The sequence below is a fragment of the Nitrospira sp. Nam74 genome (assembly GCF_965152615.1).
The window spans coordinates 4,872,695-4,888,863 of sequence record NZ_OZ224220.1; the positions used below are offsets into that span (position 1 = coordinate 4,872,695).

The following is a 16,169-nucleotide window of genomic DNA, read 5'->3' on the forward strand; positions in this document are numbered from 1 at the left end:
CTTTTCGAACGAAGAAAGGAGAGCACATGCCTGTCACCCCGAGCTACCCGGGCGTCTACGTCGAGGAAATTCCGAGCGGCGTGCGAACCATTACCGGCGTCGCCACCTCCATCACTGCGTTTCTCGGCAAAGCCCTGAGAGGCCCGGTGAACCAGGCAGTGACGATTACGAGCTTCAGTGATTTCGAGCGCCTTTTCGGGGGCCTCGAGCGCAACATGACGCTGGGCTATGCCGTGCGTGACTTCTTCGTGAACGGCGGCAGCCGGGCCATTATCGTCCGCTTATACAAGACACCTGCAGGAAGCGCGTCAAAAGCCACTTACGACGTGACCAATCTCACCTTGCAGGCCAATTCGGAAGGCGCATGGGCAATGCAGGTCCGTGCTCGCGTGGACAAGAAACCGGCCACCGATCCCAACTTGCAGGCCGTGGCCCAGCGACTCGGCGTGCAGCCGGCCGATGTCTTCGATTTGACCCTGCGCGATGCCGCCACTGGGTCAATCGAGACATTTTTAAACCTCACCACCAAGGAAAGCGCGCGCCGCGTTGATCGCGTCCTTGCGGCCGAGTCGGCACTGGCGGTCGTGGGCGGGAGCGTCGTCCTCCCTTCGGATACCAGCCCCGCCGCACATGCAGGCGCCTTGACCGATGCCGACGTCTGGACGAACAACACAAAGTCCGTGCCGGCCAAATCTGCCGCTGCCACCGATGTCGCCAAGGACAGCGATCCCGTCGGCTCGGCGGAGTTCAAGGGCAGCCCGTCAGCCAAAACCGGCCTGTACGCACTCGAGAACGCGGATCTCTTCAATCTCCTGTGTCTCCTGCCCGATGCACGGGGCGGCGACGTGCCTGACGACGCCTATCAGGAAGCACTGTCCTATTGCGCCAGACGGCGCGCCATGCTCATCGTCGATCCCAAGAACGCATGGACCACGGTATCCGCCGCGCAGACCGGGGCGGGCGGAATGAATCTCAACGGCGACGCGGCTCGCAACGCCGCTCTGTATTTTCCGCGCATCATCCAAGCCGACCCAAAGCTCGACGGTCAGTTAGACGTCTTTGTACCGTGCGGCCTGGTGGCCGGCGTAATCGCCCGCACCGATGCACAACGTGGCGTGTGGAAGGCACCGGCCGGCATCGATGCGGCTCTCGGCGGCGTGGCCGGCCTGAAAGTCGAAATGAACGACGCCGAGAACGGCCTGCTGAACCCGATCGGGATTAATTGTTTGCGCACGTTCCCTATCTATGGCCGCGTCGTCTGGGGATCCCGCACGATGCGTGGCGCCGATGCGGCGGCGGACGAATACAAATACGTGCCGGTGCGACGCACGGCGCTGTTCATCGAGGAAAGCCTGTACCGCGGCCTGAAGTGGGTCGTCTTCGAACCGAACGACGAACCGCTGTGGGCGCAGGTCCGGCTGAACGTCGGCGCGTTTATGCACAACCTGTTCCGGCAGGGTGCCTTCCAGGGCACGACGCCGCGTGACGCATACTTCGTCAAGTGCGATAAAGAGACGACGACACAAAACGACGTGAACTTGGGCATCGTCAACATCGTCGTCGGCTTCGCGCCGCTGAAGCCCGCGGAGTTCGTCATCATCAAGTTGCAGCAAATGGCCGGCCAGATCCAGACATAGCCGGCCGCGAGACCCAAAGGAGGGCAGATGGCTCAGTTCACAGTCAACGCGCAGCGATTTGATCCCTACAAGAATTTCAAATTCCGCGTGAAATGGGATGGCCGCTATGTCGCGGGGATCAGCAAGGTAAGCGCGCTTAAGCGCACGACCGAAGTCGTGAAACATCGGGAGGGCGGCGATGCGAGCAGCAGCCGGAAGTCGCCGGGACGCACGGAATATGAGGCCATCACGCTGGAGCGAGGCGTCACTCACGATACGGAATTCGAGAAGTGGGCCAACAAGGTATGGAACTTCGGCTCCGGACTTGGCGCAGAAATATCCCTCAAGGATTTTCGTAAGGACATCATCCTGGAGATGTACAACGAGGCCGGCCAACTCGCCCTGTCGTACAAAATCTATCGATGTTGGGTGTCCGAGTATCAATCGTTGCCCGACCTCGACGCCAACGCGAATGCGGTGGCCATCCAGCACCTCAAGCTTGAGCACGAAGGGTTTGAGCGTGATGTGGAAGTACCCGAGCCGAGCGAGCCGAGCTTCACCGGAGCGTAAGGAATGACGCTCCTGCAAGAGAGCAGGCCATGGTGAACGGGATGCTCGCGCAGACTCCGTCGGCCACCGAACTGCTTCACGTATGGGAGGCCGGACAGGCTCTGTCCTCCGTTCAGCGCGCCCTCGCGCTCTTGATGATGGCGTTGCCCAATATGTCGCATCAGGCAGCGGCGGAGATGAGCATCGGCCGTCGGGATGCGCAGTTGCTGTCGTTGCGCGAACAATTGTTCGGTCCCGGCATCATCGCACTCGCGCGCTGCCCCGGCTGCCGGGAGCGATTCGAGCTGAGCCTCAATGCCGAGGACATTCGCGTGGAGCAGCCCCCCGACGGCCTTTTCGACGTGCATATGGACGGCTATGCCGTTCGGGCTCGCGCAGCGAACAGTCTCGATGTGATGGACGCCGAAAGCGTGAGTGATGCCACGGTGCAAGAACGTGTAATGATCGCCAGTTGCACGATTGAGGCGCGGCATGGAGACAGGGTCGTACCGGCCCACGAATTGCCGGACGCCGTGGTGGACGCCGTCGCAGAGCGGATGAGTGAGGCTGACCCGCAAGCCGATGTGAACGTCACGCTGCAATGTCCGGTCTGCGCGCAGGAGTGGAACGCGATGTTCGACGTGGCGGCGTTTTTGTGGCGCGAGATTGATGTCTGGGCGAAGCGCGTGTTGGATGAAGTGCACGCGCTGGCGTATGCCTATGGCTGGTCCGAGGCCGATATCCTGGCAATGAGCGCGCCCCGCCGGCGGCGTTATCTATCAATGATTGAACAGGTACGATGAACTTTCTCGCGAGACTCATTGAACGCCATCGCGTTGACGCGCCATCGTTACTTCCGGTGCTTGAACCGCGCCTGCCGTCTCGATTCGAGCCGATCGGCAGCGTGCCGGTCCCTCGAATGGGCGAGATGCATGTAACGGCTGAGACCCCGCCGCGCCCGTCCGATCTCCCGAGCCGTACAGCCTGGCAAGAGGCGCCGGGGCCACCATCGCCAGAGATTCAAGACCAGTCGGCACGGAGACCGGACCCGCGTGTGAGTGCCGTTCGATCGGCAATCAACGCGGCCCACGCGACGATTCAGATGCCAACACCCCGCCTCACCCCCGTCGCCCCATCGGCGGCATCCTCGCTTACGCACGAGATGCCAACACTACGTCGGGTCCTGAATTCATCCCCTGGGGCCGGCGAATCGGACGATGCCGGAGGGCCGGAGCTGCGCACGCCACCGTCGCGCCGTGCACGGTGGCTCACGCCGAGCGTGGGCCCGAATGCGCGTGTAGTCGCGCCACACGCCAAGCCTACAGATCAAGCAGCGCACGGCAACATGCCAAGCGCCATGCCGACGATTCATGTGACGATCGGCCGCGTGGACGTGCGTGCAATCATGTCCAATACGGCCCCGCCGGCACGGCCGACGTCGAGGTCCGAGAAGAACTCCCTGGAAGAGTACTTGCGCGGTCGCCCCCGAGCCAATCGATGAGCAACGCCTTAGCCATCGGTGCCGTCACGGCGGTGCTGCGTGATTTGCTCAACAACGGACTGATTGACCAGGATGTTACCGGGGCCATCGGTGGAAACGTGACGGTGACGGCGCTGGCACCGGATCGGATCGAGACCGGTGACAGCAAGGAGAAGAGTCAGCTCAATCTGTTTCTGTTTCAGGCGACGCCGAACCAGGGCTGGCGCAATGTGGGTTTGCCGTCGCGTGATGGGCCCGGTGACCGGGTGACGAACCCGCCGCTTGCGCTGGACTTGCACTATCTGCTTACCGCCTACGGTGAGCAGGAATTTCACGGGGAGATCCTCTTGGGCTATGCCATGCAGCTGTTACACGAGACTCCGGTGTTGGCACGTGACGCGATCCGTCTTGCATTGGGCGCGCCGCCCCCGGTAACGGGAAGTGTCTTGCCCCCGGCGCAGCAAGCGCTGGTCGCGGCCGAATTGGCGGATCAGATTGAACAGATCAAGATTTCCCCGCAGAGTCTGAGCACCGAGGAGATGTCGCGCTTGTGGACGGCGCTACAAGCACACTATCGTCCGTCGGCCGTCTACCAGGCCTCTGTGGTCCTCATCGAAAGCAAACGCAGCACCAAGCGCGCCCTGCCTGTACGATCGCACAACGTGAACGTCTTCACATGGCGACAGCCGGTGATTGAAATAATCGAGGCTAAGACCGGTGCGGATGATTGGATTGTCGAAGGCAGCACACTAGTTATGCGCGGGTATCAATTGCGCGGCGGCGTAACGCGCGTCCGCATCGGCGAAGTAGAGATCACCCCTGCACCAACTGACGTCACTGATACCGTGCTTAATGTTCCGGTCCCCGCCGGATTGCGCGCAGGGGTGCAAAGCGCACAAGTGATCCATCGGCTCGACCTCCATACAGCGTCCCCAGATGAGCCGCATCGCGGCTTCGAGTCGAATGTCGGGGCATTTGTCCTTCATCCGACGGTCGATGCGCCGGCCGTCGCATCGCCGGCGGTCGGTGGCGTGACGCCAACTTTGAAGAACGGAGCTCTCGTGATTGTGGATGGCGTGACGTTGCAGTCGGCCAATGTGACGGTCAACTTCGCGCCGCGCGTGGGGCGCCGTCAGCGAGTCACCCTTTTGCTCAATGAACTTAATCCGCCCAACACGCGTCCTGCGCGGTCATACAGCTTCGCCGCTCCCCAGGAGAACGGCATTGTGGCCCCGAACCAGCCCGACACGGCCACCATCGTCTTTGCCGTCAGCTTTGTCGCCCCTGGCGCCTATCTTCTCCGCGTGCAGGTGGATGGCGCGGAAAGTCCGCTTGGGGTGAATGGCACAGGGAAGTACGTGTCGCCATCAATCACGATATGACTATGGTCGATCGACGCAGCAACCGGCTCGAAGCCAATCAGCAAGGCCTCATGGCTGAATTGGCGCGCCTGTACGGAATGTTTCGCTCGGCCGACACGCCGCAAGCCTCACCGGGCCAGGCTCCGGCGCTGGATCGGCTATGCACCGTGTTCGGCCTCTCTCCCTTCGAGCGCGACGTCCTGCTGTTGTGCGCTGGGATCGAGTTGGACAGCGCATTCGCCGAAATCATCGGAGAGCCGACCTTCGAATTGACGTTGGCAAAGCTGCCTGGCGCGCATTGGAGTGCACTCTCGCCCGGCGGCCCATTGCGGCACTGGAGGTTGATTGACCTCCAGGGCGGAAACAGGATCGTGCAGGCCCGTCTGCGCATTGACGAACGGGTTCTGCACTATCTCCTCGGCATCCAGGAACTGGATGCACGGTTGGCCGGCCTGGTGACGCCGGTAAAAGGCTACGAGTCGTTGGCGCCGTCACACCTCAACCTGGTGGAGCGAATCGAACATGCCTGGCGAAAAGTCGGCGACGCCGCACAGCTTCAGGCGGTGCACTTGTTAGGAACGGCCCGGGAGGACTCACGCGCCGTCGCGGCGGCGGCCTGCGCGTGTGTGGGCCTGCGCCTCTATGCGATGTCTGCGTCCGACGTGCCCACCTCCTCGGCCGAGTCGGCGGCGATGCAGCGATTGTGGGAACGCGAGGCGGCGCTCATGGGTGCGGCGCTCCTAATCGAAATCGACGACGGCGATGGGGCAATCAGTCCGGTACGCAGGTTTGTAGAACGCGCCCGGTGCGCCGTGCTTGTCTCGGGCCGCGATGGATTGGGTGAGTGGTCGCGCCGGACGATCTCGATTGACGTGAACAAGCCGCGGACCGATGAGCAGCGGTCGCTGTGGCGGCAGGCACTCGGTCACGCGGGTGCAGAGCTGAACGGCAGCGTAGATGCACTGGTGGCCCAGTTCGATTTGAGTGCGGGGACGATTCGCCGGCTGATCGATGGGCCGTGGGCGAACGAGCGCGGCGCCTCGCCCTCTGCCGATGATCACACACCAGGGAAATATCTCTGGAACGCCGCCCGCACGAGCTCACGCGGCCGCTTGAATGATTTAGCGCAACGGATCGAGCCGGCCGCATCGTGGGATGACATTGTGTTGCCGCCGGCGCAGATGCAGGCGCTCCGCGAGATTGCCATGCAGGTGCGGCACCGCACGAAGGTGTATGAGACATGGGGGTTCGCGCGCAAGGGCCGGCGCGGGTTGGGCATTAGTGCCCTGTTTGCCGGTGCCAGCGGGACTGGCAAGACCATGGCCGCTGAGGTGCTGGCGAATGACTTACAGCTCGACCTGTATCGCATCGACCTGAGCCAAGTGGTGAGCAAGTACATCGGGGAAACGGAGAAGAACCTGCGCCGGGTGTTCGACGCCGCCGAGGAAGGCGCTGCGATCTTGCTGTTCGATGAAGCCGATGCGCTGTTCGGCAAGCGCAGCGACGTGAGGGACAGCCACGACCGCTACGCCAACATCGAGGTCAGTTACCTGCTGCAACGGATGGAGGCGTATCGCGGATTGGCCATTCTGACGACCAACATGAAGCATGCGCTCGATCCTGCCTTTCTCCGTCGCATTCGTTTCGTCGTCCCCTTCCCCTTTCCCGATGTCGCACAGCGGGCCGAGATGTGGCGAACGGTATTTCCATCCGTTATGCCAACTGCGGGTTTGCAGATCGAGAAACTGGCGCGGCTCACCATGCCTGGTGGACATATTCGGAACATCGCCGTGAACGCCGCCTTTCTGGCAGCGGACGCCAACGAGGCCGTGCAGATGAAACACGTTCTTCAAGCGACGCGGACGGAATACGCCAAGTTGGACAAGCCGTTGAGCGACGCCGAAGTCTACGGCTGGGTGGCGGCAACGTGAACATCCGCCTGCACATTGACGAACTGGTTCTGCATGGCTTTACGCCGGGTGACCGCTACCGTATCGCCGAAGCGGTGCAGGGTGAACTCTCGCGCATGTTTTTGGAAAGAGGCGTGCCGCCGGCCTTGGCGAATGGCGGAAACGTGGGCCGCGTGAATGCCGGATCGTTTAGCGCCGGTGCCGCCGCAAAGCCGGAGACCACCGGCGGCCAGATTGCCGAGGCGGTATACGGGGGATTGGACACATGGGCGAGCGAGTAACCGCCAAAGGGCGCGCTTCGGTGTCGCCCGCGCATGCCTCGGGCAAGAGGCTCCAGTGCCGGTCGGCGCAGCCGTTCATCAACGATCCCGCGGACGCATACGAGCGCGAAGCGGATCGCGCGGCGGATGCCGTGCTCAACGGTTCTGCCGCAGGGAGGCGGCCTGCATTCAGCATTGGGGCGATTCCTGTCCTCCAACGCGAAGAGAAGCAGTCGGGGCCGAAGAGCGACGACGAGAAATATCAAGAAGCCGCGAAAAAAGCCGGGGCAGCGTTTTTGGAAACGCCGCCGGGGAAGGAAATCAAAGAGAAAGCGGAGCAACTGGGCGAGGCGTTCATTTCGACGTTGCCCGGCAAGGTCATCACGGGCGCGGCGGTGGCCGGTGCCGTCACCGCCCTGGCCGCGACTCATCGCGAATTGCCCGTCGGCATCCCTGAGATTTCGCTCGACACGATCAAACCCGGCCTTAAGATGAAGATTACTTATGAAGGGCCGGTGGACAAACCCACCAAGGTAATGGCGACGTTCAGCTTCCCGTTAGGAGCAAGCGAAAGGAGCAGCACTAAGAAGCCCGCCATGACGGAGCGTGAGAAGTTTCGCGCCGAGACGGCCAGAATGGCGCGAGACATGGACGCGTTTCGCGAAGGATTGAAGACCCCCGAGGAGCGCGACCGCGAGCGTCGGATGGTCGATGCGTGGATCTCGTCGCGGATAGGAATGCCGGCTGGTTCCCCGCTCTCGTTCGGCCCCGCGGGAAGCTCCTCGGGTGCAGGACCGACCGTGCCATTGACGGAGAAGCAAGGTATCTCCGGCGGCGGGGCGTTTCCCCCGCCGACGGTCAAGCTCACGGGCGAGACGGAACAGAAACCGTCTGAGGACGCGAATAAAAAGGAAGACGAAGGGGCGGTACAGCGCAAGGCCGCGAGCAGCATTGACGTCGACACTGCCCCGGCAGTGCTGAGTGAGACGTTACGGACCAGCGGGCAGCCGTTGGACCCGGGCACGCGTGCGACGATGGAGTCCCGCTTCGGGGTCGACTTCAGCCGCGTCCGGATACACACCGACGCCCAGGCGGCCAAGAGCGCACAGGCCGTCAACGCCCTGGCCTATACGGTGGGTGAGAACGTGGTGTTCGCCGGGGGCCACTATTCACCGCGCACGGCCGAGGGGCAGCGATTAATTGCTCACGAACTCGCGCATGTCGTTCAGCAAAGCGGCGGCGCGCGAGAGATGGCGCTGTCACCCGCGCCAGGGACAGTCATGTACAAGAAGGATGCCGACGCCCCGGAACCCGATCCGCTGGAGGTGGCGTTGCATGGCGACGACGACGCCGTGCGCGCACTGACACACCACAGCGATTGGGAATTGAAGATTGTCCGACCAGACGAAGCCGCCATCTTGCTCATTCATCTGCTTGACGGCGCCACCCTGGACGACGACGAGCAAGCCGGTTTGAAAATTCTACGGAAGGTGGTCTGGCAGCTCATGCTCGATGAGACGCTCGTCGCGTTGAACAAGAGGGACCGCTTCGAGCAGCTCCTCGATGACTATCACGGCGCCGAGTATCGGGACCTGCTCACGCTGCTGTCGACGAACATCGAGCAGAAGCGGGTGAAGGCGATGTATCTGGATGCGTTCATCGCCATGTGGTGGGTACGCGAGTACGAAGAAAAGGCCATCGTGGTCTTGCTGGAGCGGACGACCACAACCGATCAGTTCGATCTGTTGATGGAACAGGACCGCCTCAGTCAACTCCGCGATGCCATCGACAATGACGATCCACGGCGGCGTTACGAGACGATCGTTGCGAGCGTGAACGAAGAGCACGGCGGACGCTTGCAAACTCGCCTGAGCGCCATCTTCGAAATCGATGCCAAGGCCAGTGTCGACAAGGGCCAACGGACGCAGGAAGAAGTGAAAGCGCTGCTGGAACGTGCTGCCAGTGATGTCGCTGCCGAACTGCTGAAGTACCACCGCCGTCTGGCTGTGGCGACCGGAAACCCGGAGGTCGACCCGGGTAGGATCACTGAGATCAATAAGGAGTTCGAGCAACGGCTCACCAAGTTGATTGACCAGAAAAAAGCGGAATTCGGCATCGAACTTAAATACAACCTGGAATTCAACGAGCTTCTCACGAACGCGTTCGGCCATCCCTGGACGAAAGACGACCTCAGCGCGATGGACAAGATTCTTTCCAAAATCCCCGCCGACATCCTTCATTCCAATCCGGAGTTTCAGCTGTTCGGCCGTGCCGAGCGGGCTGAGGGCAAAGGCCGCGAATGGGTCGGTGGTTCGTCATTCAGCCAGTCCGGCCGCATTGAACTGTTCCACGGACTCGATTTGCACAAAGTTGCGCATGAACTCGGCCACCAGTTTCATGACACCGACGAGACGGGCAAACACAAGGACGATCCGTTCGACGTCGCTATTTTCAGAGAATTTGCCAGAGTCTCACAATGGCAGCGACTGACCCGCGACGATTTCGCACGTTTGAGCAAGGACGATACCGACAGAAAAAAGCTGACGGAGGTGAACGACAAGCTCGACAAGCAGCGTCAGAACGATGATCGATATGCGCGGGTAGAATACGACGGCTACTTCTATCGCTATAACCGCTATCCCTTGACCAATTCCCCGAGTTACTACCGCTACAGCAAGGAGGCCAAGTTCATCCGTGACTATGCGGCAACGGATCCGCAGGACGACTTCGCGGACAGCTTCGGCTACTACCTCGTCTATCCCCAGACGTTGCAGAAGAAATGTCCGGACAAATACGAATTCATGCATGTGAAGGTGTTCGTGAGAGAACGCTTGTTGCGCCAAGCCAACCGGGTGTTGAAGCGCTTCGATGATCTCGTGGACGCAAAGCTTGCCCTTGCTCCGCAGGCATTCATTCAATCCGTTAAGACCGCGTACACCGATCCGTTGCGCGTCGATCTCGAGACAGCCCTGACAGGGCAGCGCACGGCGAAGACGCGCGAGGCCGAACAGACGGTCGCCGACAAGCCGACACCCATCTCCCAAACGGCCGAGTCGGAAGGGGTAGCCAGGCCCTATCTCGATAAGCTCGATCATCTGCTCGCCATCCTGAACCGGGCGGCCCTCGCGGGACATGCCCTCGAGCCCAGCCTCGACCTGCAAAGGATGTCCGGCATTGATCCGATCTTAGAATCGGCGCAAGCGGAGCTGGGCGAAAAGCTGATGACGCTCTATCGAGCAGAACTCCTCAAGCTAGTGGAGACGCCGGCAAAGCGGGCGCTCAAGGGTGAGGTCGTGAACATCATGGCGTGGCCGGAGCTCGATGCGCTCAAAGCCAAATACAGAAAGGCCATCGACATCATTCCGCCCTATCTCCCGCTCTATCGAAACGCCAACAAGATGCAGGCACTGTTCGTCAGCTTTGCGCATGCGATGAACAAGAAATTCCAGTCGAGCAAGAAGCGGCCCGACATCATGCGGCATCTTCTCACGCAACGCGACACCGCCCTGCTGCCGGAGGTGGAAGCATGGAAGACGACGGTGTCCGAGCGTATCCGTGATGGAGCGGCTTTCGATCCAAAGCACGTACAGGATCCGGAGCTCATCTTCAAGCGTTACGAGAAACAATGGAAAGCCGACGCGGCGAGGATCGCCACCCAGCGACGCGCGATGAACGGCGCCGAGCCGACCGGCGACGCCGAGGCGGTTCGCGAGGGTCGGGAATCTCCGGGGGCGCCCTTGGATGCCGAGACGCGAGGCTTTATGGAAGAGCGCTTTGGGGCGGACTTCGGAGCCGTACGCGTCCATACGGGACCACAGGCTGCCGACAGCGCGAAGGCTTTGAATGCGCGAGCCTTCACGGTGGGCGAGGACATTATTTTCGGCCAAGACGAATTCGAGCCGACCACCCGTGGCGGGCAAGAGTTGCTGGCGCACGAGTTGACGCATGTCGTGCAGCAGCACGGTGCGATGCCGACCGGCGGTGAGACACGTGAACGCACGCCGCCGGCACTGGCGTTCGAGCAGATTGACCTGCCGCTGGCTGAGGGCGCGAATGAGGAGGCCGTTCAGGCGATCGGGCCGATGGCCACGGCAGCGGAACCTGAGGCGTCGGAAGAGCCGTCCGACACACCGATTGAGGCCGAGCCGCCCAAAGGCGAGAACAGTGTGGCCGCCGCGCCGCTGGACAAAGCTCACACACCGCCGGGTATCGTGCCCCCTTCGCACTCCTCCGAACTGGAAGCCGATCGGATCAGCCGCGCAGTGGTGGAACCGGGCGCGGCGCGCTGGCCCGTGAACCCGCCGGCGAGACACCGTGCTCATCGGACCGCTATCCACCGTAAGCCGGCGCCCACACAGGTGCCCCCGCCGGGCAAAGACATCGTCTTTATCATGGGTGTCGACAAGAACCCGAGAAAGAACCCGTTCTATCGAGAGGCGGTCAAGTACTTCAAGGCGACGCTGCCGAACGCCACGCTGGTCAACGACAACAAGCATCGCAGCCTGGAAAGCGTGTTCGATTACTTGCGCAATGCGGGTGAGCGTGTGGGGAATCTGTATCTGGTCTCGCACGCGAATGAGGACGGCACCCTGTCCTTTAAGCTGCGCGACAGCGATAAGGCAAAAGAACCGCACGTGCAATACGGGGATCTGACCACGGCGCTCACCCAAGAATCGTGGTTGTTCAACCTGCCGAACGGCATCATCGACGAGCAGACCACAATCTACATCAAAGGGTGCAACATCGGGCGCAGCACCCGCATGCTTGATGCCCTGGACAAAGCCTTCGGCGGCGAGGGAAAGGTCGTTGCGCCGACACATAAACAAGTCTTCGGTACTGAGTCGGTGGGCAAGGAAAAGGATAAGAAGGTCGAACACTATCAGGCACTGTCCGTCTATTACATCGAATACAAAGGCAATCAGAAGGTCTCCCCAGCGGATCAGCAAACCGCGTTCATCGACAAGTACCCGGAATTGCCGACAACGCAATGGCAAAAATGGGTGCCGGTCGGCAAAAAAGGAAAGGGCGGCGCGACGCGTCAACTCATCTCCATCCCCTATACGTACCGGTACAAGATCAAGGTCAAGAACAAAGAGACCCGGCGTATGGCCGAAGAAGAGGCGCTGCCGGAGGCCGTTGCCTGGGGCGACACGAACATTGGTCGCGCGGACATGTTCGAATGGCGCATCGCGTCGACCAAGTCGACTGGCGACGGGTGGCTCGTCACGGCCGTCGCCGAGAAGACCAATTACATCGTCGACAAGGTGCTCGTGGATGCGGCAGGCAAGCGGCTGAACCCGCCGGAGACGGACGCGAAATACTTCGGCATGTCCACGTTCGGTGACGAAGCCAAGAAGGCGGCCCCGCAAGCGGCGGCAGGCACTGAAAGCGACACCGCCGCATTGCTTGCGGAACTCGCCTCGATTTCCAAGGCGCTGGCGGATGTGCCAGAAGGAAACGAGCGCGACGAGAAGCTGGCCCGCAAGCGCGAGATCGAAGCATCGCTCACGCACCGCAGCGCGCTGGTGGATGTGAATGTAGTGAAAACGGAGGATTGGCTCGGGGCCGACGAGGTCTACGTCAAGGTGAGCGGTGGGAGCCAAGCCTTCACGTCGCCGGTGACGAAGCTGAACGACGGGCAGAGCCACACGTTTACCGTGCCGCTGACGTCCCTGATGCCCTTTGACAAACCGGTGAAGCTCGAAGTGTTCGATGAGGATCTGGGCTGGTTCTTCGACCGCGATGATCTGATCGTCAAGATGGAGTGGGCGCCGCCGTTCGGCCAAACAACGAATACGGAATCATTGGATGAAGCGGACTATCGCGTGAGGGCTCACGTATGACGACCTTTCCCAATTCCCCGCGCCTAGTGAAAGGCGGACTCGTGCTGATTGATCCCGGCTCGTCCGCCGTGCAGCGCGTCATCACGTTGCAGTACAACCCGGACACGTTGAGCCGAACCTTGCAGACGCAAAGCTTCAGCACGGGCAGCGAGGGCGGCCATCGCTCCGAAGCGCTCCGCTTGAAGGGGCCGCCCATCGAAACGATCAAGCTTGACGCTGAAATCGACGCAACCGACCAAATGGAGATCGGGGACAGCCAAACTGCCCAGACGGGCATTCACCCGCAGCTCGCCGCGCTGGAAACGATTGTCTATCCGTCGAGCGATCAACTCGTTGCAAACAACGCGCTTGCGCAAAGCGGCACGCTTGAAATCGCGCCGATGCAGGCGTTGCTGACGCTGTTCGTGTGGAGCAAGAACCGTATTCTGCCCGTGCGGATCACCGACCTCAGCATCACCGAAGAGGCGTTCGATCCCTCGCTCAATCCCATTCGCGCCAAAGTAAGCCTCAGCATGCGTGTGCTGAGCGTGGACGATCTGGGCTTCGACACGAAGGGCGGCAGTCTGTTCATGATCTATCAGCAGCAGAAGGAACACCTGGCCAAACAGAACCGCGGAGCGCTGAGCACGCTGGGCATTGGAGGCATTCCATGACGGATCCCCTCGCGCAATTACAAGCCTTGTTGCAAGGCGGTGACGCCTCGGTGAATTTGTTCCCGTCGAACAGCCGCTATCATGGCATTCCCACGACGACTATGCCGGCATCCGACGGGCGGATCATTGCGTATGTGCGGCGTCGCTTCGTGCCGTCGCCGGAGCGCTTTGTCACGCTGCAGGAGCACAGCGTCGCGCAGGGCGACCGGCTGGATAACCTCGCCGCGCACTATCTTGGCGACCCGGAGCAATTCTGGCGCATCTGCGATGCGAATGCGGCGATGCGGCCGGAAGAGTTGACCGAGACGATGGGACGGCGCATTCGCATCACCTTGCCGGAAGGCATGGGATAAGGTGCACCACCTCATGAAACAGGCGGGCCGGTGAACCGGATGGACCAATGTTAAAAGGCATCAATCTCACGTTGATGATTGGCCCGGCGGTCCCGGTGCCCGCCTCTCGCGACGTGCTGGAGGCGCTGACCGGTGTGCAGGTGATGGTGACATCCGGGGAGACGACGAGCGGCTTCGAATTGACGTTCAATCTCAGCAAGAATTCACCGTTGCATACGCTGTTCTTTTTGACGGGCGGTGCGATGATCCCGGTTGTGCGGGTCATCATCGTCGTGACGGTCAACGGCACGCCGGAAGTCTTGATGGACGGCGTCATGACACATCACCAGATCTCGCATGGCAATCAGGCCGGCATGAGTACGCTCACGGTGAAGGGGAAAGACCTCACGGCATTGATGGGGCTGATCGACTTCAGCGGCATTCCGTATCCGGCCATGCCCGACTTCGCCCGCGTCGCGCTGGTGCTGTCTAAATACGCCGTGTTGGGTATCATCCCGAAAGTGATCCCGAGCGTGCTGGTTGACGTGCCGATTCCGACCGACCGCATTCCCACCCACAAAGGCAAAGACCTCGGCTACGTCAAGGAATTGGCCGACGATGTGGGCTACTCGTTTTATCTAGAGCCGGGCCCTCAGCCGGGGATGAGCTTCGCCTACTGGGGGCCGGAACTTCGTATCGGCACGCCGCAGCCTGCGCTGAACGCGAATATGGACGCGCATACCAATGTCGACAATGTGGACTTCAAATTCGACACGGAAAGCAAAACGCTCCCGATCGTCCTGATTCAGAACCAGTTGACGAAGGTCCCGATCCCCATCCCGATTCCAGACATCACGCCGCTCAGTCCGCCGTTGGGGGCAATTCCGCCGATTCCCAAAAACTTCGAGATCATCAATGAGTCGGCGAAATATTCGCCCGTCCAGGCAGCGTTGATCGGACTCGCCAAGGCGGCGAAGACGTCAGACGCAGTGACGGCGACGGGGACCCTCGACGTGACGCGCTATGGGCAAAGCTTAAAGCCGCGGCGGTTGGTCGGGCTCCGCGGGGTGGGGACGGCATTCGACGGACTGTACTACGTCAAGAGCGTCACGCACACCATCAAGCGAGGCGAATACAAACAAAACTTCAGCCTGGTCCGCAATGGCTTGATCTCGACGACGGGGAGCGTGCCGGCATGATGCCCTTTGATGAACGCTGCATGAAGGAGAGAGTCCGTCGCGATGAGTGAAACCAAGAAATTCTTCGGCAAATACCGCGGCACGGTCGTCAACAATGTGGACCCCATGCAAATGGCGCGGCTACAGGTAACGGTGACGGATGTGTCAGGGTTAATTCCCGGCACGTGGGCCATGCCCTGCTTCCCAATCGCGGGCAAACAGATGGGCGCCTATTTCATTCCGCAAATCGGCTCCGGCGTCTGGGTCGAGTTCGAACAGGGCAATCCCGACTATCCGATTTGGACCGGCTGTTATTACGGCTCAGCAGCGGAGGTCCCGGCACTGGCGCTGGCGGGCAATCCGGCCAGTCCAAACATCGTGCTGCAGACGACGGCGCAGAACACCCTAGTTATCAGCGATCTACCGGGTCCGACAGGCGGCATCATGCTCAAGAGCACGACCGGCGCGACGCTGATCGTCAACGATACCGGAATCTATATTCAAAACGGCAAGGGCGCCAGTCTAGTTATGACCGGACCGACAGTCACAGTGAATAACGGCGCCTTGGTTATTGTGTAGCAGGATGTGCTGGACGACCGTTTTTGACCATCCTGTTGTTGTCGCCTGATTAGATGAGGGAAGGACAATGCCGGGTTTTGTTCTACATGTCGGCGCGACCGTACTGTGCGCTCATGGCGGTCAGGCCCAACCTACGGCCCCGAACCCGCGGGTGATGGTGGGCGGCCAACCTACCGTGGTGGTGACCGCACCGTACATCGTCGCCGGGTGCCCATTCGCGCCGGGCGGCGTACTCACGCCGTGCGTCACTGCGCAATGGATGACGGCAGCGACGCGCGTGACGAGCAACGGCCAGCCGCTGCTCCTGTTCGACAGCCAGGCGACGTGCGTACCCAACGGCACGCCGCTGATGGTCGTGGCGGCGCAGACACGGGTGACGGCTACATAACGTCCCTCGACAGGGAAGAG

Annotated in this window: 13 protein-coding genes; all 13 read left to right on the top strand. The window is 61.2% G+C overall.

All coding sequences use genetic code 11. The features are described from left to right. The first annotated feature begins 26 nt into the window (after positions 1-26). Complete coding sequence (locus ACWHYZ_RS22970) at positions 27-1,637, top strand: phage tail sheath family protein (protein WP_447984993.1); 1,611 nt, start codon at positions 27-29, stop codon at positions 1,635-1,637. A 27-nt stretch (positions 1,638-1,664) separates the two neighbouring features. Further along, positions 1,665-2,186, top strand: a complete 522-nt coding sequence (locus tag ACWHYZ_RS22975) for a phage tail protein (RefSeq protein ID WP_447984994.1) — start codon at positions 1,665-1,667, stop codon at positions 2,184-2,186. A gap of 29 nt (positions 2,187-2,215) precedes the next feature. Beyond that, positions 2,216-2,968, top strand: coding sequence for a T4 family baseplate hub assembly chaperone (locus ACWHYZ_RS22980; protein WP_447984995.1), 753 nt, complete (start codon positions 2,216-2,218; stop codon positions 2,966-2,968). Further along, positions 2,965-3,666, top strand: coding sequence for a hypothetical protein (locus ACWHYZ_RS22985; RefSeq protein WP_447984996.1), 702 nt, complete (start codon positions 2,965-2,967; stop codon positions 3,664-3,666). Before ACWHYZ_RS22980 ends, ACWHYZ_RS22985 begins: the two co-directional genes overlap by 4 nt. Further along, a complete protein-coding gene (locus tag ACWHYZ_RS22990) occupies positions 3,663-5,027 on the top strand; it encodes a DUF4255 domain-containing protein (RefSeq protein WP_447984997.1) in 1,365 nt (454 codons plus the stop codon). Before ACWHYZ_RS22985 ends, ACWHYZ_RS22990 begins: the two co-directional genes overlap by 4 nt. A 2-nt stretch (positions 5,028-5,029) precedes the next feature. Beyond that, positions 5,030-6,937: an ATP-binding protein gene (locus ACWHYZ_RS22995; protein ID WP_447984998.1), complete on the top strand. Its 1,908-nt coding sequence runs from the start codon at positions 5,030-5,032 to the stop codon at positions 6,935-6,937. Further along, positions 6,934-7,197 carry a hypothetical protein gene (locus ACWHYZ_RS23000; RefSeq protein ID WP_447984999.1) on the top strand — a complete coding sequence of 88 codons (264 nt, stop codon included), beginning with the start codon at positions 6,934-6,936 and terminating at the stop codon, positions 7,195-7,197. Before ACWHYZ_RS22995 ends, ACWHYZ_RS23000 begins: the two co-directional genes overlap by 4 nt. Next, positions 7,182-13,019 carry an eCIS core domain-containing protein gene (locus tag ACWHYZ_RS23005; RefSeq protein ID WP_447985000.1) on the top strand — a complete coding sequence of 1,946 codons (5,838 nt, stop codon included), beginning with the start codon at positions 7,182-7,184 and terminating at the stop codon, positions 13,017-13,019. Before ACWHYZ_RS23000 ends, ACWHYZ_RS23005 begins: the two co-directional genes overlap by 16 nt. Further along, positions 13,016-13,672 carry a CIS tube protein gene (locus tag ACWHYZ_RS23010; protein WP_447985001.1) on the top strand — a complete coding sequence of 219 codons (657 nt, stop codon included), beginning with the start codon at positions 13,016-13,018 and terminating at the stop codon, positions 13,670-13,672. The genes ACWHYZ_RS23005 and ACWHYZ_RS23010 overlap by 4 nt, the downstream gene beginning before the upstream one ends. Then, positions 13,669-14,025 (top strand): LysM domain-containing protein, encoded by a 357-nt coding sequence (locus ACWHYZ_RS23015; protein ID WP_447985002.1) that lies wholly within the window; start codon positions 13,669-13,671, stop codon positions 14,023-14,025. Before ACWHYZ_RS23010 ends, ACWHYZ_RS23015 begins: the two co-directional genes overlap by 4 nt. A gap of 47 nt (positions 14,026-14,072) precedes the next feature. Then, positions 14,073-15,203, top strand: a complete 1,131-nt coding sequence (locus ACWHYZ_RS23020) for a hypothetical protein (protein WP_447985003.1) — start codon at positions 14,073-14,075, stop codon at positions 15,201-15,203. Positions 15,204-15,245: 42 nt separating this feature from the next. After that, positions 15,246-15,761: a phage baseplate assembly protein V gene (locus ACWHYZ_RS23025; protein WP_447985004.1), complete on the top strand. Its 516-nt coding sequence runs from the start codon at positions 15,246-15,248 to the stop codon at positions 15,759-15,761. A gap of 67 nt (positions 15,762-15,828) precedes the next feature. Beyond that, the gene (locus ACWHYZ_RS23030; RefSeq protein WP_447985005.1) at positions 15,829-16,149 is read left to right on the top strand and encodes a hypothetical protein; all 321 of its coding nucleotides are present in this window, start codon (positions 15,829-15,831) and stop codon (positions 16,147-16,149) included. The last annotated feature ends 20 nt before the right edge of the window (positions 16,150-16,169 follow it).

What these genes read in the sequence shown, in the direction of transcription:
- ACWHYZ_RS22985 (WP_447984996.1), top strand. Translation starts at nt 2,965, where the DNA reads ATGAACTTTCTCGCGAGACTCATTGAACGCCATCGCGTTGACGCGCCA.
- ACWHYZ_RS23030 (WP_447985005.1), top strand. Translation starts at nt 15,829, where the DNA reads ATGCCGGGTTTTGTTCTACATGTCGGCGCGACCGTACTGTGCGCTCAT.
- ACWHYZ_RS22975 (WP_447984994.1), top strand. Translation starts at nt 1,665, where the DNA reads ATGGCTCAGTTCACAGTCAACGCGCAGCGATTTGATCCCTACAAGAAT.
- ACWHYZ_RS23025 (WP_447985004.1), top strand. Translation starts at nt 15,246, where the DNA reads ATGAGTGAAACCAAGAAATTCTTCGGCAAATACCGCGGCACGGTCGTC.
- ACWHYZ_RS23010 (WP_447985001.1), top strand. Translation starts at nt 13,016, where the DNA reads ATGACGACCTTTCCCAATTCCCCGCGCCTAGTGAAAGGCGGACTCGTG.
- ACWHYZ_RS23015 (WP_447985002.1), top strand. Translation starts at nt 13,669, where the DNA reads ATGACGGATCCCCTCGCGCAATTACAAGCCTTGTTGCAAGGCGGTGAC.
- ACWHYZ_RS22970 (WP_447984993.1), top strand. Translation starts at nt 27, where the DNA reads ATGCCTGTCACCCCGAGCTACCCGGGCGTCTACGTCGAGGAAATTCCG.
- ACWHYZ_RS22990 (WP_447984997.1), top strand. Translation starts at nt 3,663, where the DNA reads ATGAGCAACGCCTTAGCCATCGGTGCCGTCACGGCGGTGCTGCGTGAT.
- ACWHYZ_RS23020 (WP_447985003.1), top strand. Translation starts at nt 14,073, where the DNA reads ATGTTAAAAGGCATCAATCTCACGTTGATGATTGGCCCGGCGGTCCCG.
- ACWHYZ_RS23005 (WP_447985000.1), top strand. Translation starts at nt 7,182, where the DNA reads ATGGGCGAGCGAGTAACCGCCAAAGGGCGCGCTTCGGTGTCGCCCGCG.
- ACWHYZ_RS22980 (WP_447984995.1), top strand. Translation starts at nt 2,216, where the DNA reads ATGGTGAACGGGATGCTCGCGCAGACTCCGTCGGCCACCGAACTGCTT.
- ACWHYZ_RS22995 (WP_447984998.1), top strand. Translation starts at nt 5,030, where the DNA reads ATGGTCGATCGACGCAGCAACCGGCTCGAAGCCAATCAGCAAGGCCTC.